At 62.1% G+C, this 19,626-nt stretch carries 17 protein-coding genes; 5 read left to right on the top strand and 12 right to left on the bottom strand.

All coding sequences use genetic code 11. From position 1 onward, the window contains the following. Window positions 1-20: 20 nt before the first annotated feature. From hutU to repA, 9 genes are all read right to left on the bottom strand, one after another. Window positions 21-1,703: a urocanate hydratase gene (gene hutU, locus RA20_RS19595; RefSeq protein ID WP_039132645.1), complete on the bottom strand. Its 1,683-nt coding sequence runs from the start codon at window positions 1,701-1,703 to the stop codon at window positions 21-23. Next, window positions 1,700-2,482: an N-formylglutamate deformylase gene (gene hutG / locus RA20_RS19590; RefSeq protein WP_039132643.1), complete on the bottom strand. Its 783-nt coding sequence runs from the start codon at window positions 2,480-2,482 to the stop codon at window positions 1,700-1,702. Before hutG ends, hutU begins: the two co-directional genes overlap by 4 nt. Further along, window positions 2,479-4,002 (bottom strand): histidine ammonia-lyase, encoded by a 1,524-nt coding sequence (hutH, locus tag RA20_RS19585; RefSeq protein ID WP_039132641.1) that lies wholly within the window; start codon window positions 4,000-4,002, stop codon window positions 2,479-2,481. Before hutH ends, hutG begins: the two co-directional genes overlap by 4 nt. Beyond that, window positions 3,999-5,207, bottom strand: a complete 1,209-nt coding sequence (gene hutI / locus RA20_RS19580) for an imidazolonepropionase (protein WP_039132639.1) — start codon at window positions 5,205-5,207, stop codon at window positions 3,999-4,001. The genes hutH and hutI overlap by 4 nt, the downstream gene beginning before the upstream one ends. A gap of 128 nt (window positions 5,208-5,335) precedes the next feature. After that, entirely contained in the window at window positions 5,336-6,661 is a 1,326-nt protein-coding gene (locus RA20_RS19575) for an MFS transporter (RefSeq protein WP_039132637.1), read from the bottom strand. A 3-nt stretch (window positions 6,662-6,664) separates the two neighbouring features. Beyond that, complete coding sequence (locus RA20_RS19570; RefSeq protein ID WP_039132635.1) at window positions 6,665-6,931, bottom strand: metal-sensing transcriptional repressor; 267 nt, start codon at window positions 6,929-6,931, stop codon at window positions 6,665-6,667. Between the two features lie 297 nt (window positions 6,932-7,228). Further along, window positions 7,229-8,377 (bottom strand): plasmid replication protein RepC, encoded by a 1,149-nt coding sequence (repC, locus tag RA20_RS19565; protein ID WP_241482298.1) that lies wholly within the window; start codon window positions 8,375-8,377, stop codon window positions 7,229-7,231. 171 nt (window positions 8,378-8,548) lie between these two features. Further along, on the bottom strand, window positions 8,549-9,523 hold the full coding sequence (gene repB / locus RA20_RS19560; RefSeq protein WP_039132633.1) for a plasmid partitioning protein RepB: 975 nt from the start codon (window positions 9,521-9,523) through the stop codon (window positions 8,549-8,551). Further along, a complete protein-coding gene (gene repA / locus RA20_RS19555) occupies window positions 9,523-10,698 on the bottom strand; it encodes a plasmid partitioning protein RepA (protein WP_039132631.1) in 1,176 nt (391 codons plus the stop codon). The genes repB and repA overlap by 1 nt, the downstream gene beginning before the upstream one ends. A gap of 479 nt (window positions 10,699-11,177) precedes the next feature. Between repA and RA20_RS19550 the strand changes: the two genes are divergently transcribed. The 5 genes from RA20_RS19550 (at window position 11,178) to RA20_RS19530 (ending at window position 16,031) form a co-directional block, all read left to right on the top strand. Beyond that, window positions 11,178-12,734 carry a trimethylamine methyltransferase family protein gene (locus tag RA20_RS19550; protein ID WP_039132629.1) on the top strand — a complete coding sequence of 519 codons (1,557 nt, stop codon included), beginning with the start codon at window positions 11,178-11,180 and terminating at the stop codon, window positions 12,732-12,734. Window positions 12,735-12,858: 124 nt separating this feature from the next. Continuing rightward, window positions 12,859-13,410 carry a TetR/AcrR family transcriptional regulator gene (locus RA20_RS19545; RefSeq protein WP_039132627.1) on the top strand — a complete coding sequence of 184 codons (552 nt, stop codon included), beginning with the start codon at window positions 12,859-12,861 and terminating at the stop codon, window positions 13,408-13,410. Between the two features lie 37 nt (window positions 13,411-13,447). Then, entirely contained in the window at window positions 13,448-14,551 is a 1,104-nt protein-coding gene (locus RA20_RS19540; RefSeq protein WP_039132625.1) for a mandelate racemase/muconate lactonizing enzyme family protein, read from the top strand. A gap of 14 nt (window positions 14,552-14,565) precedes the next feature. Further along, window positions 14,566-15,300 (top strand): SDR family NAD(P)-dependent oxidoreductase, encoded by a 735-nt coding sequence (locus tag RA20_RS19535; RefSeq protein ID WP_039132624.1) that lies wholly within the window; start codon window positions 14,566-14,568, stop codon window positions 15,298-15,300. Then, window positions 15,297-16,031, top strand: coding sequence for an SDR family NAD(P)-dependent oxidoreductase (locus RA20_RS19530; RefSeq protein ID WP_039132622.1), 735 nt, complete (start codon window positions 15,297-15,299; stop codon window positions 16,029-16,031). The genes RA20_RS19535 and RA20_RS19530 overlap by 4 nt, the downstream gene beginning before the upstream one ends. 38 nt (window positions 16,032-16,069) lie before the next feature. Here the strand turns inward: RA20_RS19530 and RA20_RS19525 are convergent, their stop codons facing one another. The 3 genes from RA20_RS19525 to RA20_RS19515 form a co-directional block, all read right to left on the bottom strand. After that, the gene (locus tag RA20_RS19525; RefSeq protein WP_039132620.1) at window positions 16,070-16,630 is read right to left on the bottom strand and encodes a hypothetical protein; all 561 of its coding nucleotides are present in this window, start codon (window positions 16,628-16,630) and stop codon (window positions 16,070-16,072) included. A gap of 158 nt (window positions 16,631-16,788) precedes the next feature. Beyond that, on the bottom strand, window positions 16,789-18,129 hold the full coding sequence (locus tag RA20_RS19520; RefSeq protein ID WP_039132618.1) for an NAD(P)/FAD-dependent oxidoreductase: 1,341 nt from the start codon (window positions 18,127-18,129) through the stop codon (window positions 16,789-16,791). Then, window positions 18,126-19,625 (bottom strand): aldehyde dehydrogenase, encoded by a 1,500-nt coding sequence (locus tag RA20_RS19515; protein ID WP_039132616.1) that lies wholly within the window; start codon window positions 19,623-19,625, stop codon window positions 18,126-18,128. The genes RA20_RS19520 and RA20_RS19515 overlap by 4 nt, the downstream gene beginning before the upstream one ends. Window position 19,626: the final 1 nt, after the last annotated feature.

Below are 19,626 nucleotides of genomic sequence, written 5' to 3'. Positions count from 1 at the left end.
CGAGTTCCGGCCGCGTCCTTTCAGCCCAGGATACCGGGCAGGTTAAGCCCATGCTCCCGGGCGCAATCCTTGGCAATGTCATACCCTGCATCCGCGTGGCGCATGACGCCGGTTGCCGGGTCGTTCCACAAGACGCGCCCGATGCGGCGGTCTGCGTCCTCGGTGCCGTCACAGCAGATCACCACGCCGGAATGCTGGGAGAAGCCCATGCCGACGCCGCCGCCGTGGTGCAGCGACACCCAGGTCGCGCCGGAAGCGGTATTCAGCAACGCGTTCAGCAGCGGCCAGTCAGAGACAGCGTCCGAACCATCCTGCATCGCCTCGGTCTCGCGGTTCGGCGAGGCCACCGAGCCCGAGTCCAGGTGGTCGCGGCCAATGACGACAGGCGCCGACAGCTCGCCATTGCGAACCATTTCGTTGAACGCGAGGCCGGCTTTGTGGCGGTCGCCCAGGCCGATCCAGCAGATACGTGCAGGCAGGCCCTGGAAGGCAATCCGTTCCTGCGCCATATCCAGCCAACGGTGCAGGTGCTCGTTCTCGGGGAACAGCTCCTTCATCTTGGCGTCGGTCTTGCGGATATCCTCCGGGTCGCCCGACAGCGCGCACCAGCGGAACGGGCCGATGCCCTTGCAGAACAGCGGGCGGATGTAGGCAGGCACGAAGCCGGGGAAGTCAAAGGCGTTCTCCAGCCCCTCTTCCAGCGCCATCTGGCGGATGTTGTTGCCGTAGTCGACCGTCGGGACACCCATGGCATGGAACTGGCACATGGCATCCACTTGCACCTTCATCGAGGCACGGGCGGCCTTTTCGACCGCTTTAGGGTCTGTTTCGCGGCGCTCCTTCCATTCGCCCATGGTCCAGCCCAGCGGGAGATAGCCGTTGACCGGGTCGTGGGCGGAGGTCTGATCGGTCACGATGTCGGGGCGGATGCCGCCTGCTTCGGCGCGCTTCACCAGTTCCGGGAAGATTTCTGCCGCATTGCCCAGAAGGCCCACGGATTTCGCCTCGCCCGCAGCGGTCCAGCGCTCGATCATCTCCAGCGCCTCGTCCAGGGTTTCCGCCTTCTCGTCCAGGTATTTGGTACGCAGGCGGAAATCGATCGAATCCGGGTTGCACTCCACCGCCAGGCAGCAGGCGCCGGCGAATACAGCGGCCAGAGGTTGCGCACCGCCCATGCCGCCCAGGCCGCCTGTCAGGATCCATTTGCCCTTGAGGTCGCCGCCGTAATGCTGGCGGCCGGCCTCGGCAAAGGTCTCATAGGTGCCCTGCACGATCCCTTGCGTGCCGATATAGATCCACGAGCCGGCCGTCATCTGGCCGTACATCATCAGGCCCTTCTTATCGAGCTCGTTGAAGTGGTCCCAGTTCGCCCAATGCGGCACCAGGTTGGAGTTGGCGATCAGCACCCGCGGCGCATCCTTGTGGGTCTGGAACACGCCGACCGGCTTGCCCGATTGCACCATCAGGGTCTGGTCTTCTTCCAGGTTCTTCAGGTTCTCGACGATGAGGTCGAAATCCTTCCAGGTGCGCGCGGCACGGCCAATGCCGCCATAAACCACCAGCTCATGCGGGTTCTCAGCCACATCGGGATGCAGGTTGTTCATCATCATCCGCATCGGCGCCTCGGTCACCCAATGCTTGGCGGTGATTTCCGGGCCGGTGGGCGGGAAGATGTCGCGGGTGTTCTTGCGGGGATCGCTCATGCGGGCCTCCAGTTTTTGAGATCAGTCAGAATTCGGGTGAGATGGGTGCGCAGTTTGTCCGCGCGCTCCGGCAGATAGGTCCAGGGCGCCGCCTCTTCGCAGTAGGTTGCTTGCGCAAGTTCCATCTGGATGGCGTGATAACCCTCCGCGGGGCGCCCGTAGTGGCGGGTGGTCCAGCCGCCTTTGAAGCGGCCATTGAGGACAGAGCTATAGCGCTCTGCCGCCTCGCAATGGGCCACGGTCATGGCCTCGATTGCCGGATCGCAAGTGGTGCCCAAGTTGGTGCCGGTGTTGAAGTCCGGCAGGCGGCCCTCGAACAGGAACGGAATGTCGCCGCGGATCGAGTGGCAGTCATAGAGGATGGCAAATCCATGGATAGCCTTCACCCGCTCCAGTTCCGCCTCCAGAGCCTCGTGGTACGGCGCGTGAAAGGCCTCGCGGCGGCGGGTGATTTCCGCCTCGTCCGGCTCCTGCCCCTGGCCCCAGATCGCCTGCCCGTCAAAGTCGGTCAGCGGCACCAAAGTGGTGGTGTTTTGCCCGGGATAGAGACTGATTCCGGCCGGATCCCGGTTCACGTCGATCACATAACGGTGGACCGGGGTGCGGACGGTTGTCACCTCCTCCACCAGCTCCGAATACAATTCATGGATATGCCAGTCGGTATCCGCCAACGCCTGGCCGGTTTCATTGAGGCACTCCCAAATCTCCGGCGGCACATCGGTGCCGGTGTGGGGCAGCCCCAGCACCAGCGGCGATGAACCTTGGGTGACTTCGATCATGCCTTGACCTCCACGCCTGCAGCGGCAGCGACACGGCCCGCACGGACCATGGCACTGGCAGCCTCGATATCAGGCGCCAGATAGCGGTCCTCTGCCAGCGAGGGGATATCCTCGCGCAGCATTGCCAGCACGTCCTGGAGGCGCGCCGAGGTTTGCAGCGGCGCCCGCGCCTCCACGCCTTGGGCAGCGCAGAGCAATTCCACGCCCAGGATCACCGAGAGGTTGGCGTTCATCCTGGTCAACCGCAGCGCGCCATGGGCGGCCATCGACACGTGGTCCTCTTGGTTCGCCGACGTGGGCGTCGAGTCGGTCACGCAGGGGTTGGCCAGATGCTTGTTCTCGCTCATCAACGCAGCGGTGGTCACCTCGGCGATCATAAAGCCCGAATTCAGGCCCGGATCAGGTGTCAGGAAAGGCGGCAGGTCGTGGCTGAGGGTCGGGTCGACCATCAGCGCCACCCGGCGCTGCGCAATGGCGCCGATTTCGGCCACGGCCAGCGCGATCTGGTCGGCGGCAAAACCTACATATTCCGCATGGAAGTTGCCGCCTGAGACGATGCGCCCCTCACCCACCAAAACCAGCGGGTTGTCGGTGACGGCGTTGGCCTCGATCTCCAGCGTCTTCGCAGCCATTCGAAGCACATCCAGCGCCGCGCCCACCACCTGCGGCTGGCAGCGGATGCAGTACGGGTCCTGCACCCGTGTGTCGCCCTCACGGTGGCTCTCGCGGATCTCGGAGCCGTCCATGATGCCACGCATCTGTTCCGCCACGTCGATCTGCCCGGCATGACCGCGCAGAGTGTGGATGTCGGCAACCAGCGGTGCAGTGGAGCCCATGATGGCGTCGGTGGTCAGCGCCGCAATGGTCATCGAGGCCTCGGCCATGCGCCAGGCATCAAACAGCCCCGCCAGCGCGCAGGCGGTCGAGAACTGGGTGCCATTGATCAGCCCCAAGCCTTCCTTTGGCCCCAGCACAATAGGCTCTAATCCGGCCTTTTTCAGCGCTTCGGCGCTGGACATACGGGTGCCTTCGAAGGTCGCCTCCCCTGCCCCGATCATCGCCGCCGCCATATGCGCCAGCGGTGCCAGATCGCCAGAGGCCCCGACAGAGCCCTGCGACGGGATCACCGGGATCACGCCATGCGCCAGCATCTTCTCGATCTGCTCAATCACCAGCCAGCGCACCCCCGAGGCGCCGCGGCCCATGGACAAGAGCTTCAGCGTCATCATCAGCCGGGTCTTGTCCTCCGGCAGCGCCTCTCCGACCCCGCAGCAATGGCTGAGGATCAGGTTGCGCTGCAGGGTAGCCGTGTCATCCGGTGCGATCTTGGTGGAGGCCAGCTTGCCGAAACCGGTGTTGATGCCATAGACCGCCGCCTCGCCTGCGGCGGCCTCGGCCACCATTTGCGCCGCGGCCTCGACCGGCTCACGAGCCGAAGCATCCAGCTTGGCCGGAATCAGATTGCGGTAGATATCTTCCAGCGTGGCTAGCGTCACCGTGCCGGGGATCATCTCGATCATTGGTTGCCCTCATAGATACGGGAGTGAAGGGGATTGAAGCCGATGCGGTAGGCCAGCTCGCCAGGTGTCTGCACATCCCAGACAGCCAGATCTGCCCTCATACCAGCGGAAATCTGTCCACGGTCCGTCAGCCCCAGCGCGCGGGCGGCATTGCGTGTGACGCCTGCCAGCGCCTCCTCCGGCGTCATCCGGAACAGGGTGCAGCCCATGTTCATCGTCAGCAGCAGGGATGTCAGCGGCGAAGAGCCCGGGTTGCAGTCGGTCGCCAGCGCCATCGGCACGCCGTGGGTGCGGAAATGCTCAATCGGCGGCGCCTGGGTTTCACGGATTGTGTAGAAGGCGCCGGGCAGGATCACCGCAACCGAACCGGAGGCTGCCATCGCCTTGGCGTCCTCTTCGGTCGCGTACTCCACATGGTCGACTGACAACGCACTGTATTGCGCGGCCATAGCAGTACCGCCCTGATGGCTCAGCTGCTCGGCATGCAGTTTCACCGGCAGACCCAGCTCCTGCGCCACCTTGAACACCCGCTCGATCTGTTCGGGTGAAAACGCAATGTTCTCACAGAAGCCATCGACCGCGTCCACCAGGCCCTCGGCGTGGGCGGCGTGCAAGGCAGGAATGCAAACCTCATCGATATATTCGTCGTCACGGCCCTTGTATTCGGCAGGCGTGGCATGGGCGCCAAGGAAGGTGGTCTTCACCGCCACCGGGCGCAGCTCGCCCAGACGGCGGGCAGCGCGCAGCATGTTCAGCTCGGTCTCGCGGTCCAGTCCGTAGCCGGACTTCACCTCCACCGCGGTGACACCTTCGGCAATCAGCGTGTCCAGCCGCGGCAGCGCATCCTGCACCAGCTCCTCCAGCGAGGCTGCACGGGTTGCCGACATGGTCGAAACAATGCCGCCCCCTGCCCTGGCAACTTCCTCGTACGACGCGCCATTCAGGCGCATTTCGAACTCCATCGCACGGTTGCCGCCAAAAACGATATGGGTGTGGCAGTCGATGAATCCCGGTGTCACCAGACGTCCGCCGAGGTCGCGCTGCTCCCAAGCGGAATTGTCAGCTGGCAATTCCGCATGCGGGCCGGCCCAGGCGATTTTACTGTCCGAAACGGCAACCGCGCCGTCCTCGATCAAGCCATAAGGCACGTCTGTCCCGGCCATAGTGGCCAGCCGCGCGCCGGTCAGAACATAATTCCCTGTCACGGATTCCCCGAGTCCCTTGGTTGCCTCTCTGGCAATAAACTACGGGATTTGGATATTATGTCTAGTCATAAAGTGAAAAGAAGTTGCGCACGAGGTCTGGTTGCTCCCCCCAGACCCGGTATGCTTGCCTATCCCAATCGGGTCTTGGGAACAGCCGGATGCAAATCGTCAATAATGATCGGATGCGCATGAGGATGCCCGTCCTGCAGATGCGGGTGGTCCGGGGGCAGATCATCGTGGGTGTGTTCAACCGGGACTGAGCTGTTCAGCGGCCAAAGCCGGATTGCCGCAGCAAGGCCGCCCGCCGACATCAAAGCCAGGATCAGCATCGCAGCCCCTGCCCCAAAAGCAGCTGTCAGGGCAGCTGACAACGGATAGAACAGAAGCCAGCAGGCATGCGACAGCGTGAACTGCGCGGCAAAGACGGCCGGCCTGTCCTCAGGATGCGCGGAGCGTGTCAGAAGCCGCCCGGAGGGGGTTTGAATGACGCTGTAGGCGAACCCGGTCAGGAACCACCCAGTCAGCAGAACCGGCAATGACAGCGCGCCAGCAAGCCCAGCTGCACCAAGAACGGCAAAGACCGAAATGCCCAGCACCCCGCCCGAGATCATCAAACGCCGGTCAGTGACTCGCTCCAGCAGCCGCGGCAGCAGAAAGGCGGCCACCATCGACCCGCCGCCAAAGGCGCCCAGAGCCACCGCAACCGCGCTCTCTGACAGCCCCAAGTCTGCGCGCACAATGACCACCGTATTGACGATGACCATCGCGCTGATGGCGGCCACAATCCAGCTCAGCGACAGCAGGCCGCGCAATCGCGGTGTCCGCAGGTAGTTGCGGATGCCGCGCGTGGTGCGCTCATAGATCGGCCGCGGCTCCTTGGGTGCCGGAGACGGCAGGCTGATAGACAGCAGCAAAAGCGCCGAAGCTGCAAAGCCAAAGGCCGTGCCCCAGAAAAGATTGTCAAACGTCACCAGCGTCAGCAAGGCTGCTGCCAGCATCGGACTGATCAGGCTCTCCAGATCATAGGCCAGCCGCGACAGCGACAGCGCCTGGGTGTATTCCTTCTGATCCGGCAGAACGTCCGGGATTGAGGCCTGGAACGCGGGGGTGAAGCCAGCCGAGGCCGATTGCAGCACGAAGATCAGCACGTAAACCTGCCAGACCTCCGAGACGAACGGCAGGCAAATGGCCACCCCCATCCGCACGAGATCCAGCCTGATCAGCATGCGCCGCCGGTTGACGCGTTCGGCAAAGGCTGCCGCTACCGGTGCGACGGCAACATAGGCCACCATCTTGATTGTCAGTGCAGTCCCCAGCACCAGACCGGCACGGTCTCCGGCGAGGTCATAGGCCAGCAAGCCAAGCGCAACAGTTGCCAGACCAGTGCCGCTTAGAGCCACGATCTGCGCAAGGAAGAGATGCCGGTAGGTCCGGTTTTGTAAGATAGCAAACATGGGCTAGAGATACCTGCTGATGGACTTCAGGTCGGCCAGCATTTCCTGGCCGCCTTCATAGTCATTGCCGGGAACTAGGCAGTGATCGATGTGATCATGGATCAGCGCGCGTTTTGCATTGGTGACGGCGCTTTCGACGGCCTGCAGCTGCTGCGCGATGTCCAGGCAGGGTTTTTCCTGTTCGATCATTGCGATCACTTTTGCCAGGTGGCCATTGGCGCGTTTCAGCCGTGCGGCAATTTTCGGGTGGCATTCATGTGTGTGTGTCATGCAATTGAGCTATCCCCCCCTAGAGGATGAGTCAAACAACAGCTGTGCCCAAGCTGGTCATTGTTGTTCCGAACTAACCATGCTGGCAAAGGCAATTGTCAGCTGACAATCCAGCCGGGTGGAAACCTGAAACAAGCAATTTTCGCCCTTAAAAACGCTTTACTGTCGATGCACCGGAAAAATTGTCCGCTGACAACTCTCACCTCAGCAAGCGGCCACAAGGCTGGGTCTTGGCCACTCAAACGGGACCAAGGCACCGAGATACGAACGGCAGATTTTCTCTCCGAACCTGATCCACTAGCAAGTTGGTTGGACTGAGCTGTTTCCATGCAACAATGCGTTCACCATAGGAGCCGTTGAAAACTGCCCAACCCGGGCCTTCTGTGCCAGACGCCGCAGATAAGCTCCGGGACTGCGAATGGAACCCATCTTCTCCAGCATGCAGAGAACCGCAACGGCAGCCTGCTTGCGGCCCATAGCAGCGCGTGCGTCGCTCAGAACCGGCATGTCGATGCCCATCATTGGCGACAGCCTCTCGGCGACATGATCAGCATCCTGCCAGTTGCGAAGTTGACCTGGGAAAAAGTTTTGGAACTCCTGGCACGCCCTTTGCACCTGCCTGAGGTCATTCCCAGGCATAGAGTTCTCTGGCTGGTTTTCTTTGCCGTTGTTTTTTTTGTCAGCTGTTGCGTGCGTTTCAGAGTCAAAAACAGATTTATCTGAATCCTGTATGTGCCGCTCATTTTGGTTGCAGCTGCCGCTCATTCCAGTTGCAGAAAGGGCAGGGCAGGGAGGTTCCCCGCTCTCCGGCAAAGCAGAGATCTCCTTGCGGAGGGCTTCTTCTGCCTGGGCAAGATTGTCTTCGCAGGGTTTGCGGCGCAGCAATTTACGGACAGCCTCGACCAGTTCAACGGCCTGTTCCGGTGCTGCTTCGATCAGTTTCTGGCGCAGTACGGCTACCTTGTCCCGAAGGACGGCAAGGTGTTCGGCTTGGGATTTCGCCGCCAGTGCCGCGTCAAAGATCTGACCGGCATGGCGGGCGAGGGGAGAAAGGTCGAACCCAAAAGCCAGCTGACAATCCCCGCCTGTCCGGCGGGCATAGCGCTTGCGGTTGGGGCTGTTCTTGCGGCTGACAATGCCGATCCCTGTGAGGCTTGCCAAATGACGCCGCAGGGTGCTTTCAGGCATCCCATTCAACCGCTCTGCCAGTTTGCGGTTGGAAGGGAAAACAACAGCGCTATCTGGTTCAGCCGGGATTTCCCGTTCCGGGAAGAATGTCATCAGTGCCTTCAGCACGCCCAGCGTGCGGTGGCTCAGTCCGAATTCCTCGGCGGCATGGGTGAGCGCAGCCAGAAGGTCCCATTTGTCATGGGTACCTGCCAGCTGGCCGCACTGATCCATCCGCCCAAACGCGATTTGGGACGCATGTTCCATCATTTTTTTCACGAAAGACAAAAAATACCCGCCCCCATGCGGCGCATGGAGTTGACAGTGACGAGTCTGAGAGGCTATTCCAAAGGTGCTAAATCTGAGAACGGCCTTCTGGGATGTAATGTCCTGGGGGGCTTTTCTTTTGTCCGGGCTTCGTGCCTCCTGTCCTGTTTTCTCTGCTCTTCCTTAGTCTTCCGGCTGCTCAGGCTGGTCTTGCTGCCAGCGGCCGTGAAGTTCGCTCATGATCCTCTCTGCGTTGGCGTCGAACCAGGTGTCGAACCCGGGCGCGTCCTTGGCGGAGATAGTCAAAGTGATGCCTTTGGCGGTGGACTTGATACCCGCCACCGAGGTGCCGTTGCTGCCCTGCAGACTGCGTGATTTCGCCGGGGCAGGGGCCTGTCTGGCCGCCTTTGCGGCGTTCTGCGCGGCCTGAAGCACCGCCTCGAACCGTCCATCAGAGTCGTTAGACTGGAAATCCGGCGTATTTGTTGCAGCAAGCGCGCGGGATTTGGCCTCTGCGTCCTCGAACAGCTTAACCAGCGCCATCCAGCGCTCGCGGCCGATGCTGGGGGCCGATCCGATCAGCCGCAGCAGCGGCAGTTCGAAGGCATTGCCCACCTTCAGCATCCGCGACACCATCGGAAGGTCGATCGACAAAGCCGCAGCGATTGTCTGCCGTTCATAGCCATCCGATTGCAGCTGCGCCGCAAAAGAGGCCTTCTCGATGAAACTCAGGTCCTGACGCGAGGTGTTTTCCTGGCCCTGCGCCATCACCAGCGCATGGTCGTCCAACTGACGGACCATCGCCTTCACCGGCAGGCCCAGCTCCCGCAGCGCACGCAGGCGGCGGCGGCCGTAAACGATCTCATACCGTCCGGGCGCCTTGGGGTGGGGGCGCAAAAGCACCGGAACCTGCTGACCATAGGTCTGCAGGCTCTCCATCAGCTGGTTCAACGCGGCGCTGTCGAGCCCCAAGCGGTCTTCATAACCCGCATCGTCAATCAGGGAGGTATCCACCTCCTGCACCGCGCTTTCTTGCAGCTTGCTGAGCGAAGACTGCAGGGCTCCGACTGCACCGCGCGGCATCATCTTGGGTTTTGCCGCCGGTGCTGCCGGAGTTTGCGGGTTCAGAGCTGTGCTCAGGATGCCTTTGCGTGCCATCAACGCCTCCATGCCTGTTGAAGGAGCGACTCTATTTCATCGTTCACCTGATTGAGGGAATCCACTGCACGGTCATAGGTCGACCTGTGAAACTGGGACCTTTCTACCTCGTAAACGGTCTGCTGGGTGAGGCCCGCGTCGGAAATCGCGGTGGATTTCAGCATTGGCGCGACCATCACTTCTTCCCCGAACAATTGCCGCATGAATGCAACCACTTGTTGCTGCGGCCCGTCATTCGGCTCGTATCGGTTGATCAGGAAACGCAGGAAATCAAACTCCAGCGAAGCCCCCGCATTAGACACTACATCAAGCAATTCGGCACTCATCTGCAGGAATTGCGACATCGAGGCGATATCCAGCATGTTGGGTACAACGGTAATCACCACGCCGGTAGATGCGCAAAGCGCCGACATCGTCAGATAGCCCAGCTGCGGCGGGCAGTCGAAGATGATCACGTCGTAATCCTGTTCGACCTCCTCCAGTGCGGCGGCCATGCGCGAGAAGAACGCAGGCTGCACGTTGTTCAGGAGCGCCTGAGGCGTTTCGTGCTCGAATTCCTGCAGAATCAGCCCGCCGGGCGCCAGGTCCAGGTTTGCGAAATAGGTCTGCTGGATGATCTGACGCAGGGGCAGGGGATCATCATAGCGGATTGCGTCATAAATCGTCCCTGTTTCGAGGAAATCGACCTCAGGCCGGTAGCCGAAAAGCGTCGTCAGCGAAGCCTGCGGATCGATATCCACCGCCAGCACCCGGTAGCCTTTCAAGGCCAGCCGCTGCGCGGTGTGAATGGACGAGGTGGTTTTGCCGGAACCGCCTTTGAAGTTCAGGAACGACAGCACCTGCACCTTGTCGCCTTCCCTGCGGCCGCGCAGGTAGGTGCCCGGCGTTTTGGCCGATGCATCCAGGATCTTGCGCATCTCCTGCAGATCGGCTGCCGAATAATGGCGCCTGCCTCCGGGAGTGGTGTGAACCTCAGGGAATTTGCCGTCAAAATGCAGCTTGCGCAGGAAGCTGGGTGAAATACCCAGCATCTCTGCCGCTTCGCCCGCGCTGAACAGGCGCAATTCCTTCCTTGCGTCCGGCGCAAAACTCGCCAGCATATGGCTTTCAAGGGCCGCACTGAGGTTTTCCGCGTTCTCGCGGATTCGCTGATTGATGTGGAGTGCTACTGCCAACTGCTGCCCTCTCGATAGTAACGCTGTTTTGCGTCAGCGCTTTATTTATCGTTTCTATACGCAATGCGAACGCAGTTGTGCAATAGATTCCTTCATTTACAGGTTGCAAGCCGGGTGTCCAGTTTGCCGGCAAGCACAGGAATTGGCTGCTAGAAACAGCGTAAGTTACTGAATAACAAGTGGTTTACTGTAAATCTCCAAGAAGAGTAGACCTGTGGGTAATTTTTCCCGGCAGTGTGCATGATGCGCAAATAAAGGCTGTTAGCCGAGTCGCGCAGGCTCAAAGTTCTCCGGGAAAAATGCATGTTTAGGCTCTAATACAGTGTTTCGAAGTCCTTGCCAGGACCGGGATTCCGCTGACCGGCAAAGCCGGGACGGTTCCAGCAAACGGAGTGTCGGTTTTTGCAAGCGGATTTCGGAATCCTGCACGTCAAACCGCGCCGCCATCGCCAAACTCTCCGTCAAAGGAGAACACTGCCATGACTGAGCAAGCCACCGCGACCCGCTCGCGTTCCGGCGGCCGCCACGCCCGCCGCGCCCTGCGCACTGCGCCGAAATTCGACATGCTCCCCGGGCTCACCCGCAATATCCCCCTCTGCGAGGTGATGGATGCAAGCCAGGTCGAGAAGATCGACAATGCGTCGATGGACATTCTGGAGAATGTCGGCGTTCAGTTCCGTGACCCAATCGCGCTGGAAGACTGGAAACGCGCTGGTGCCAAGGTCGACGGCGAGCTTGTCTACCTCGATCGCGGACTGGTGCGCGAGCTGATCAAGACCATTCCGAGCGATTTCACCTACCACGCGCGCGACCCGAAAAAGAACGTGCATCTGGGCGGCAAGCATTCGATCTTTGTGCCGATGACCGGCGCGCCGTTCCTGCGCGATCTGGAGGACGTGCGCCGCAACCCGCTGCTGGAAGATCTGGCGATGTTCCACAAGCTGGCGCATATGATGCCGGCCATGCACTCCTCGGCGCACCACATCGTTGAGCCTTACGACCACCCGATCAGCCAGCGTCACCTGCGCATCACCTATTCGTCGATGAAGTATTCGGACAAGACGTTCATGGGCATGACCACCAGCCCCAAGAACGCCGAGGACGTGATGGATATGTGTGCCATACTGTTCGGCGAAGATTTCATCATGAACAACCCTGTCACCACCGGCAACTGCAACGGCAACTCGCCGCTGGTTTGGGACGAAACCATGCTGGGCGCCATGCGGGCCTTTGGCAAGCGGCGCCAGCCGGTGCTCTGCTCGCCCTTTGTTCTGGGCGGCGCCAACACCCCGGCCTCGGTTGCGGCCTCGGTTGCGCAGCTGAACGCTGAAGCATTGTCGGCGCTGGCCTATACCCAGGTCTGCAACCCGGGCACCCCGGCGATTTACGGCCACTACCTGTCCACCGTCAGCATGAAATCCGGCGCCCCGATGGCGGGCACGCCTGAGATCAGCCTGATGAACTTCATGATCGGCCAGATGGCGCGCTATTACGATGTGCCATGGCGGACCTCCAACACTCTGGGCGGCGCCAAGACCTTCGACGCGCAGGCCGGCTACGAATCCGCGACCACCCTGTCCGCCGTCATGCACGCGGGTGCCAACTACATCTGGCACTCTGCAGGCTGGAACGAGGCGGGCATGCATTGCTCTGTCGCCAAATTCATCGTCGATGCCGAGCAATGCGCCATGGCCTACCGGATGGCGGAAGGCCCGAAATGGGATGACTTTGACCAGGCGATCTCTGCTGTGCCGGACGTTGGCCCCGGCGGCCATTACCTGGGCCACCCGCACACCCAGGAGAACTTCCAGCAGGCGTTCTTCATGCCCGACATGTTCGACAATAATTCGATTGAGCAGTGGCAGGCCGAGGGCAGCGTCGAAATCACCGAACGTGCGCTGACTCACGCCAAGAAACTGCTGGCCGAATACCAGGAACCGAAGCTGGACGAAGCCAAGAACGAAGAGCTGCTGGACTACATCGCCCGGCGCGAACGGGAAATCCCTGCCGCGGACGAGCTGAACCAGGATTACTGATCCACTCTCTCCTCCCCCGACTGACCCGTCCTGCAAAGGGCGGGTTTTTTTATGTCGGTTGAGGCCGGGGCAGGGGTCGGAATTCTGCAAGTCCGGGGTAGAGCGATCGCTCTACCGTGCGGTTATGACTGAGACACAGCACAAAATAGCCGAGAGCCTGGACCGCCAGTTTGCCGAAATGGGATTTGCCACCCAGGGCGTCGAAGCCCTGCGGGCTGGTGCCGACGTTTCACTGCGGACGCTCTACAAATACTTCCCCAGCCGCGAGGCAATGGTGTTGGGTGCGCTGGAGTACCGCGACCAGGCCTACAACGACTGGATTGCCGGAGGGCCGGGGCAGGGGGCTGCGCATGTGCTGTACCCGCTGGCGCGTCTTGGCGACTGGCTGGAGCAGGTGTCCAGCACCGGCTGCCTGTTTCTGAACGCACTCGCCGCCTATCCGGACAGTGAAGCAATCCGCCAGGCGGTCGAAGGCCACAAGACCCGGCTGCAGGCGCAATTCCGCAAACGCCTGCTGCACACAGCGCCGGATTGCGACGCTGAAGCCCTCTCGGCCGCGCTTTTTCTGCTGCACGAGGGGCTGACCGAGGCCGCCCGGTTCCACGGCCCCAAGGCAGCCGCTGCCACCGCCCTGCGCAGCGGCAATACCATTCTGCTGGCGGCGGGGATCAAATGACCCCGCCAGCCTTCTACCTCCAACATGGGAAACACAGATGAAAATCGCAGAAATCCACGTCTTCCAGCATGATCTGCCGGTCAAGAACGGCCCTTACACAATGGCCAATGCCGAGGTCTGGGCGCTTGATACTACGCTGGTGAAACTGGTGGCGGACAACGGCCAGGTGGGCTGGGGCGAAACCTGCCCGGTTGGCCCGACTTACGCCGAATCCCACGCTGGAGGTGCCCGTGCGGCGCTGAAAGCGATGTCAGAGGGCCTGATCGGAGCCGAGGTTGCGCCCGTGAGCCTGCACCGCCGCATGGACGGGCTCTTGACCGGCCACAACTACGCCAAGGCCGCCATCGACATCGCCGCGCATGACCTCTTGGGCAAGCATCTGGGCGTCAGCGTATCAGACCTCTTGGGCGGCGCGGCTACGGAGCGGGTGCCTTCCTACTACGCGACCGGCGTTGGCGCGCCGGATGGCATCGCCCGGCTGGCGGCCGAGAAGCTGGCCGAGGGCTATCCCCGCCTGCAGATCAAGGTCGGCGGCCGCCCGGTGGAGCTGGACATCGAGACCATCCGCAAGGTCTGGGAGAAGGTCCGGGGAACCGGCATGAAGCTGGCGGTGGACGGCAACCGCGGCTGGACCACACGCGACGCCCTGCGCGTCAGCCGCGAGTGCCCCGAGATTCCCTTTATCATGGAACAGCCCTGCAACACGCTGGAAGACCTGCAGAAAATCCGCCCGCAGATCTCCCATGGCCTCTACATGGATGAAAACAGCACCAGTCTGAACACGGTGATCACCGCGGCCGGCACCGGTCTGGTCGACGGCTTTGGCATGAAGGTCACGCGCATCGGCGGGCTGCAGCCCATGCGCGCCTTCCGCGACATCTGCGAGGCCCGCAACCTGCCGCATACCTGCGATGACAGCTGGGGCGGCGACATCATCGCCGCCGCCTGCACCCATATCGGCGCCACCGTGAAGCCAGGCAACCTTGAGGGTGTCTGGCTGGCCGCGCCTTACATCGAGGGCAATTACGACGCGGAAAACGGTATCCGCATCGAGGGCGGCCACATCGCTGTGCCGCAAGGCCCGGGCCTGGGCATCACCCCGGACGAGAGCCTGTTCGGCGCTCCGGTTGCATCCTTCTGAGTGAGTGAGGAAACATGGAATTCCAAGGAAAGTGCGCGCTGGTGACCGGCGCGGCGGGCGGAATCGGCGCCTCCATCGTCAAGCGTCTGCGCGCAGCGGGCGCCAAGGTTGCTGCAGCCGACCGCGACACCAGCGGCATCGAAGCCGAAGCGCATCTACCCGGCGACCTGCTGGACGCAGACTATGCTAACGCCCTGCCGCAAGCGGCAGCAGAGGCGCTAGGCGGCCTCGACATTGTCATCAACAACGCCGGTGTCATCACCCGCGGCCCGGTGACCGAAACCTCGGACGCCGACTGGGACCTGTCGATGGGCGTGAATGTCGAGGCGCCTTTCCGCATTTGCCGCGCCGCCATCCCATTGATGGCCGAAACCGGCGGCGGTGCCATCGTCAACACCGCCTCCTGCTGGGGCGGCAAGAACCCGGGGCCGAACCATGCGCTCTACTGCATGACAAAGGCGGCAATTGCTTCGTTGACGCAGTGTATGGGCATGGATCACGCCCACCAGGGCATCCGCATCAACGCGGTCTGTCCCAACGAGGTGAACACCCCGATGCTGCGCACCGGCTTTGCCAAACGCGGCTTTGTCCCGGACAGCGCGGTGGCAGAGCTCGGCAAGACCGTGCCGCTCGGCCGCATTGCCGAGCCGGAAGACATCGCCGATGTGGTGCTGTTCCTCGCTTCCGGCGCCGCCCGCTACATGTGCGGTGCGCTAGTGGAGGTGAACGGCGGGAAACCGGTGTCATGAGCCGTTTTGAGGGCAAAGTTGCGCTCGTCACCGGCGGCCGCAGCGGAATTGGCCAGGCCATCGCCCGCCGCTTGGCGGACGAAGGCGCCCGCGTTTTCACCGCGCAGCGCGGAGCGGATGCGGAGTTTGAAGGTATTTCCGCCGATTTCACCGATCCAGCCAGCCCTGCGAAGGCAGTAGCGGAAGCTGTCAGCAGGGCAGGGCGCCTCGACGTGCTGGTCAACAACGCCGGCATGATGCAGGAGGCGCGCGTCGAGGACATGTCCCTCGCTGACTGGCAGCGCAGCATGACAGTGAACCTGACGGCGCCTTTCCTGATGATCCAGGCCGCTTTGCCGCATCTGCGCAAGACCAAGGGGAGCATCGTCAACACCGGTTCCATTGAGGGTCTCGGCAGCAATCCCGGCCACGCTGCCTATTGCGCATCCAAGGCAGGCCTGCATGGGCTCACCCGTGCAGTGGCGGTGGACCACGGGCACGAAGGCATCCGCTGCAACGCGGTGGCGCCGGGCTGGATCGATACAGAGCTGAACATGGATTTCATCGAAAACATGCCCGATCCGAAGGCCTTCCGCCGCGAAATAGGCCGCATCCACCCGGTTGCCCGCACCGGCAAGCCGGAGGAAGTGGCAGCTTTGGTTGCTTTCCTGGCGTCGGAGGATGCCGGTTTCATCACCGGCCAAGTCTACACCGTCGACGGCGGCCGCATGGCCAAGCTGAGCCTGCCTTGAAATACAGGAAAGGCCTGGCTGGCTTTCAGCCAGGCCTTTCAGCCTGCGAATGTGCAGTACTGCGACTGGTAGGCTTTCAGCAGTGCAAGAAGCTGCCGCGGCTGGGTATCGTCCGGCAACGGTTCCATCAGCAGCCGAAGACTGCCGACTTGCTGCTCCGGCACGGCCCCGTACACTGCTGTTCGGAGAACAGGTTTGTAAGGCGGCAGGAACCGTAACTCGAACGATGCGGCACCGCCATTTTTGCGGCCGTCTGGTTTCCAGAACTCAACCGGGCTGCCATCCAGCTCAGGAATGACTGTGCGGCTGAGATCGAAAGTGATCTCTAAAACCGTGCGGTCCTGCCTTGCGGCAGACTCCGCATAATACGAGCGCGCGGTGATGCTACAGCCATCGACCTTCATGTCCCGTATGGGCAGCAGCGGCGTGTAGAGCCCCCGGCCCAGGCCACCGCCGGCGTCTGCCTCAGGCGCCGTCACCGAGGCATGCTTAATCCGGCGGGCAAGGTTTGTTTGGCCTTCGCTTGCTGAAACCTTATCCGGCTGAATGGCCGCAAAGAACAGACCAAGGCCAACTGTGAATAAAGATTTGCAAGACAATGGTTTGTTCCGGAATTTATGAACGAAACGCCTGCAGGCTATAGTGTCGCCGCACGCACTGCAAATACCTGCCGCAGCCCAGGGGCTGGCTTCTTTCTGGTCGAAAATACTCCCGGGGGAGCCGCCGCAGGCGGCGGGGGCAGAGCCCCCGCCAAACTCTATTCCTTCCCGGACCGCCATTCCTTCCACGCCAAGTAGGTATTGGCACCGAGAGAGGCAAAGGGTTCTGGCGGCAGCTTCGGCGGCATCGGCTGCGACAGGAAATGGCTGGCGATCTCCGACCCGCCCTGAACAGCCAATTCCGCGGCGCCGATGCCCTGCAGGGTGCCGCGGGCGATGCCGAGGCCGTTCTGGCAGCAGGCGGAGTAAACGCCTTGGTCCAGCTCGCCAAAAGCAGCTGATCCGTTGCGGCTGAGGCAGAGCATTCCAGCCCAGCGGTGTTCCATCTGCACGCCTTCCAGATGCGGAAACCGTTCCTTGAACTTGCGGTCATGCACCCAGCCTGCGTTGCGCAGGCGCATGTCGCTGGTTTCGATCGTCGGGTGAAAAGTTGAGCAGGTTCGGATCAGGATGCGATCACCATAAGAGCCGGAAACCCGCCGCACGGATGTCCCCATCGGATCCGCCGGGGTCACAGACCAGCGCGCCTCGCCGCCCAGGCGCTGGACCTGTTCCGGCGTCAGACGTTCCGTCATCGAGGCATAAAGGCAGATATGCATCAAACGGCGCTGACAGAATCCAAAGCTCTCCAGGTGGCCATTGTTGGCCAGAATGACAGAACCGGTGGTCACGCGCCCCTTCAGGCTTTTCACAACCCAGCCGCGGCCCTGTTTTTCGAACCCGGTGACGGGGGAGTTCTCAAAGACGCTGATCCGCCCGGCCAGATGTGCCGACAAAGCCCGGATATAGGCTGCGGGCTGGATCATCACTGTGCCCGGCGCATAAAGGCCGGAGGTGTAATGCGGGCTTCCGGTCAGCTCCTGCATCTCTGCTTTGGAGTAAAGCGTATGCGGCTCCCCCAGCCGCTCCAGATGGGCGGCAAAATCGCGGTTGTGCTTGTCGCCTGAACGGGTGGCGGCGGCATTGATCTTGCCGGCCGGGTCAAACATCTCCTGTGCCAGGGCACAGTCTTCTGCAACCGCTTTGGCAAAGGCGATGGCCTTGCGGTTCATGGCAATGGCCGCCTGGTCTGCTTCCAGCGCGTCGCCTGCGTAGTTGTCCGAGGCCAGATCATGCGGCAGGTCGATCATGAAGCCGGAATTGCGCCCGGCAGAGCTTTCGGCAAAGGGCCCGGCCTCCAGCAGTGCCACCTTCAGCGACGGGTCCAGCTGGTGCAGGCGGCGGGCCGCTGACAGGCCCGCAAACCCGCCGCCGATGATCGTCACATCGGCGGTCAGGTCGCTTTCCAGCACCGGCAGCGCGGCCTGCTGCGGCAGGATGGCATTCCATCCCGCCGCACCGGTCTGCCGGGGCAGTCTCTTGGCGTCGTAGCGGCTCAATCCACGGCCTCGTCAGCGTCATCGGCCAGGTCGATCCAGATGGTTTTCAGCTGGGTGTACTGGTCGTGGGCGTGAACCGAGTTGTCGCGGCCGCCAAAGCCCGACTGCTTATAGCCGCCGAAGGGGGTCGAGATGTCGCCCTCGCCAAAGCTGTTCACCGTCACCGTGCCCGCCCGGATTGCCCGCGCGCCGCGGATTGCCCGCTTGGCATTGGCGGTGAAGATCGAGGCGCAGAGGCCATAAGGCGTGTCATTGGCGATCTGGATTGCCTCGTCGAAGCCGGAGATCTCAATCACCGACAGAACCGGGCCAAAGATCTCTTCGCGCGCCAGCGTGGCGTCATTGCCGGGCACTTCGACCACGGTGGCCTCAACAAAGGCACCGTCATGTGCCTTGCCGCCCAGAACCACGTTGTCTGCCTGCTCCAGATAGCCGCAGACCTTGTCGAAATGCGCCCGTGAGACGAGTGCGCCCATGCGGGTTTCCGGGTCCAGCGGATCGCCGACGTTCCAAGCCTTGGCGTGGTGGGCGATACGCTCCAGAAGCTCAGCCTTGACGTTCTTGTGCACGATCAGGCGGGAGGAGGCAGAGCAGTTCTCACCCATGTTCCAGAACGCGCCGTTTACGATATGCTGGGCCACGCGGTCCAGATTCTCGGCGTCATCCATGACAATGGCCGGGTTCTTGCCGCCCATTTCCAGCACCACTTCCTTGGCGTTGCTTTCGGCTGAGTAGGTCAGAAAGCGCTTGCCGGTCACGGTGGAGCCGGTGAAAGAGACCATGTCGATATCCATGTGGCGGCCGATGGGCTCACCCACGTCAGCACCGCCGCCGGGCACGATGTTCAGCACGCCGCGGGGCAGGCCGGCTTCCATCGCCAGTTCGGCTACGCGCAGCGCGGTCAGGGTGGTTTCAGCCGCCGGTTTCACCACAACCGAGCAGCCGGCTGCCAGCGCCGGGCCGATCTTCCAGGCCAGCATCAAGAGCGGGAAGTTCCAGGGCAGCACCAGGCCGACCACGCCGATGGGTTCGCGCACCACCATGGCGATGTGATCGTCCGACGCCGGCGACACCTGATCATAGATCTTGTCGATCGCCTCGGCGTGCCATTTGATGCAGTGAATGGTTTCCGGCACATCGACGGTTTCGCAGTCATAGATGGTCTTGCCGCTGTCGAGGCTCTCCATCACGGCGAGTTCGCGGGCGTTGCGGGTCATCAGCTTGCACAGCCGGATCAGCACGTCCTTGCGTTCGGACGGGTGCAGGCGCGACCAGCGGCCGTCGTCAAAGGCTTCGCGTGCCTTTTCAACTGCCACGTCCACGTCCTCGGCACCGCAGGCCGCGATGTCGGCCAGCTTCCCGCCGGTGGCCGGGTTCACAGTCTCAAAGGTCTTGCCGGACGCGGCCGGGCAGTATTTGCCGTCGATGAACGCGCCCGTGGGCAGGTCCAGATTGGCGGCGATGGATTTGTATTCGTCCTGGGTCAGCAGCGACATG

This window comes from Leisingera sp. ANG-Vp, assembly GCF_000813725.1.
GTDB lineage: Bacteria > Pseudomonadota > Alphaproteobacteria > Rhodobacterales > Rhodobacteraceae > Leisingera.
This window is presented reverse-complemented; position numbering and strand designations above follow the sequence as displayed.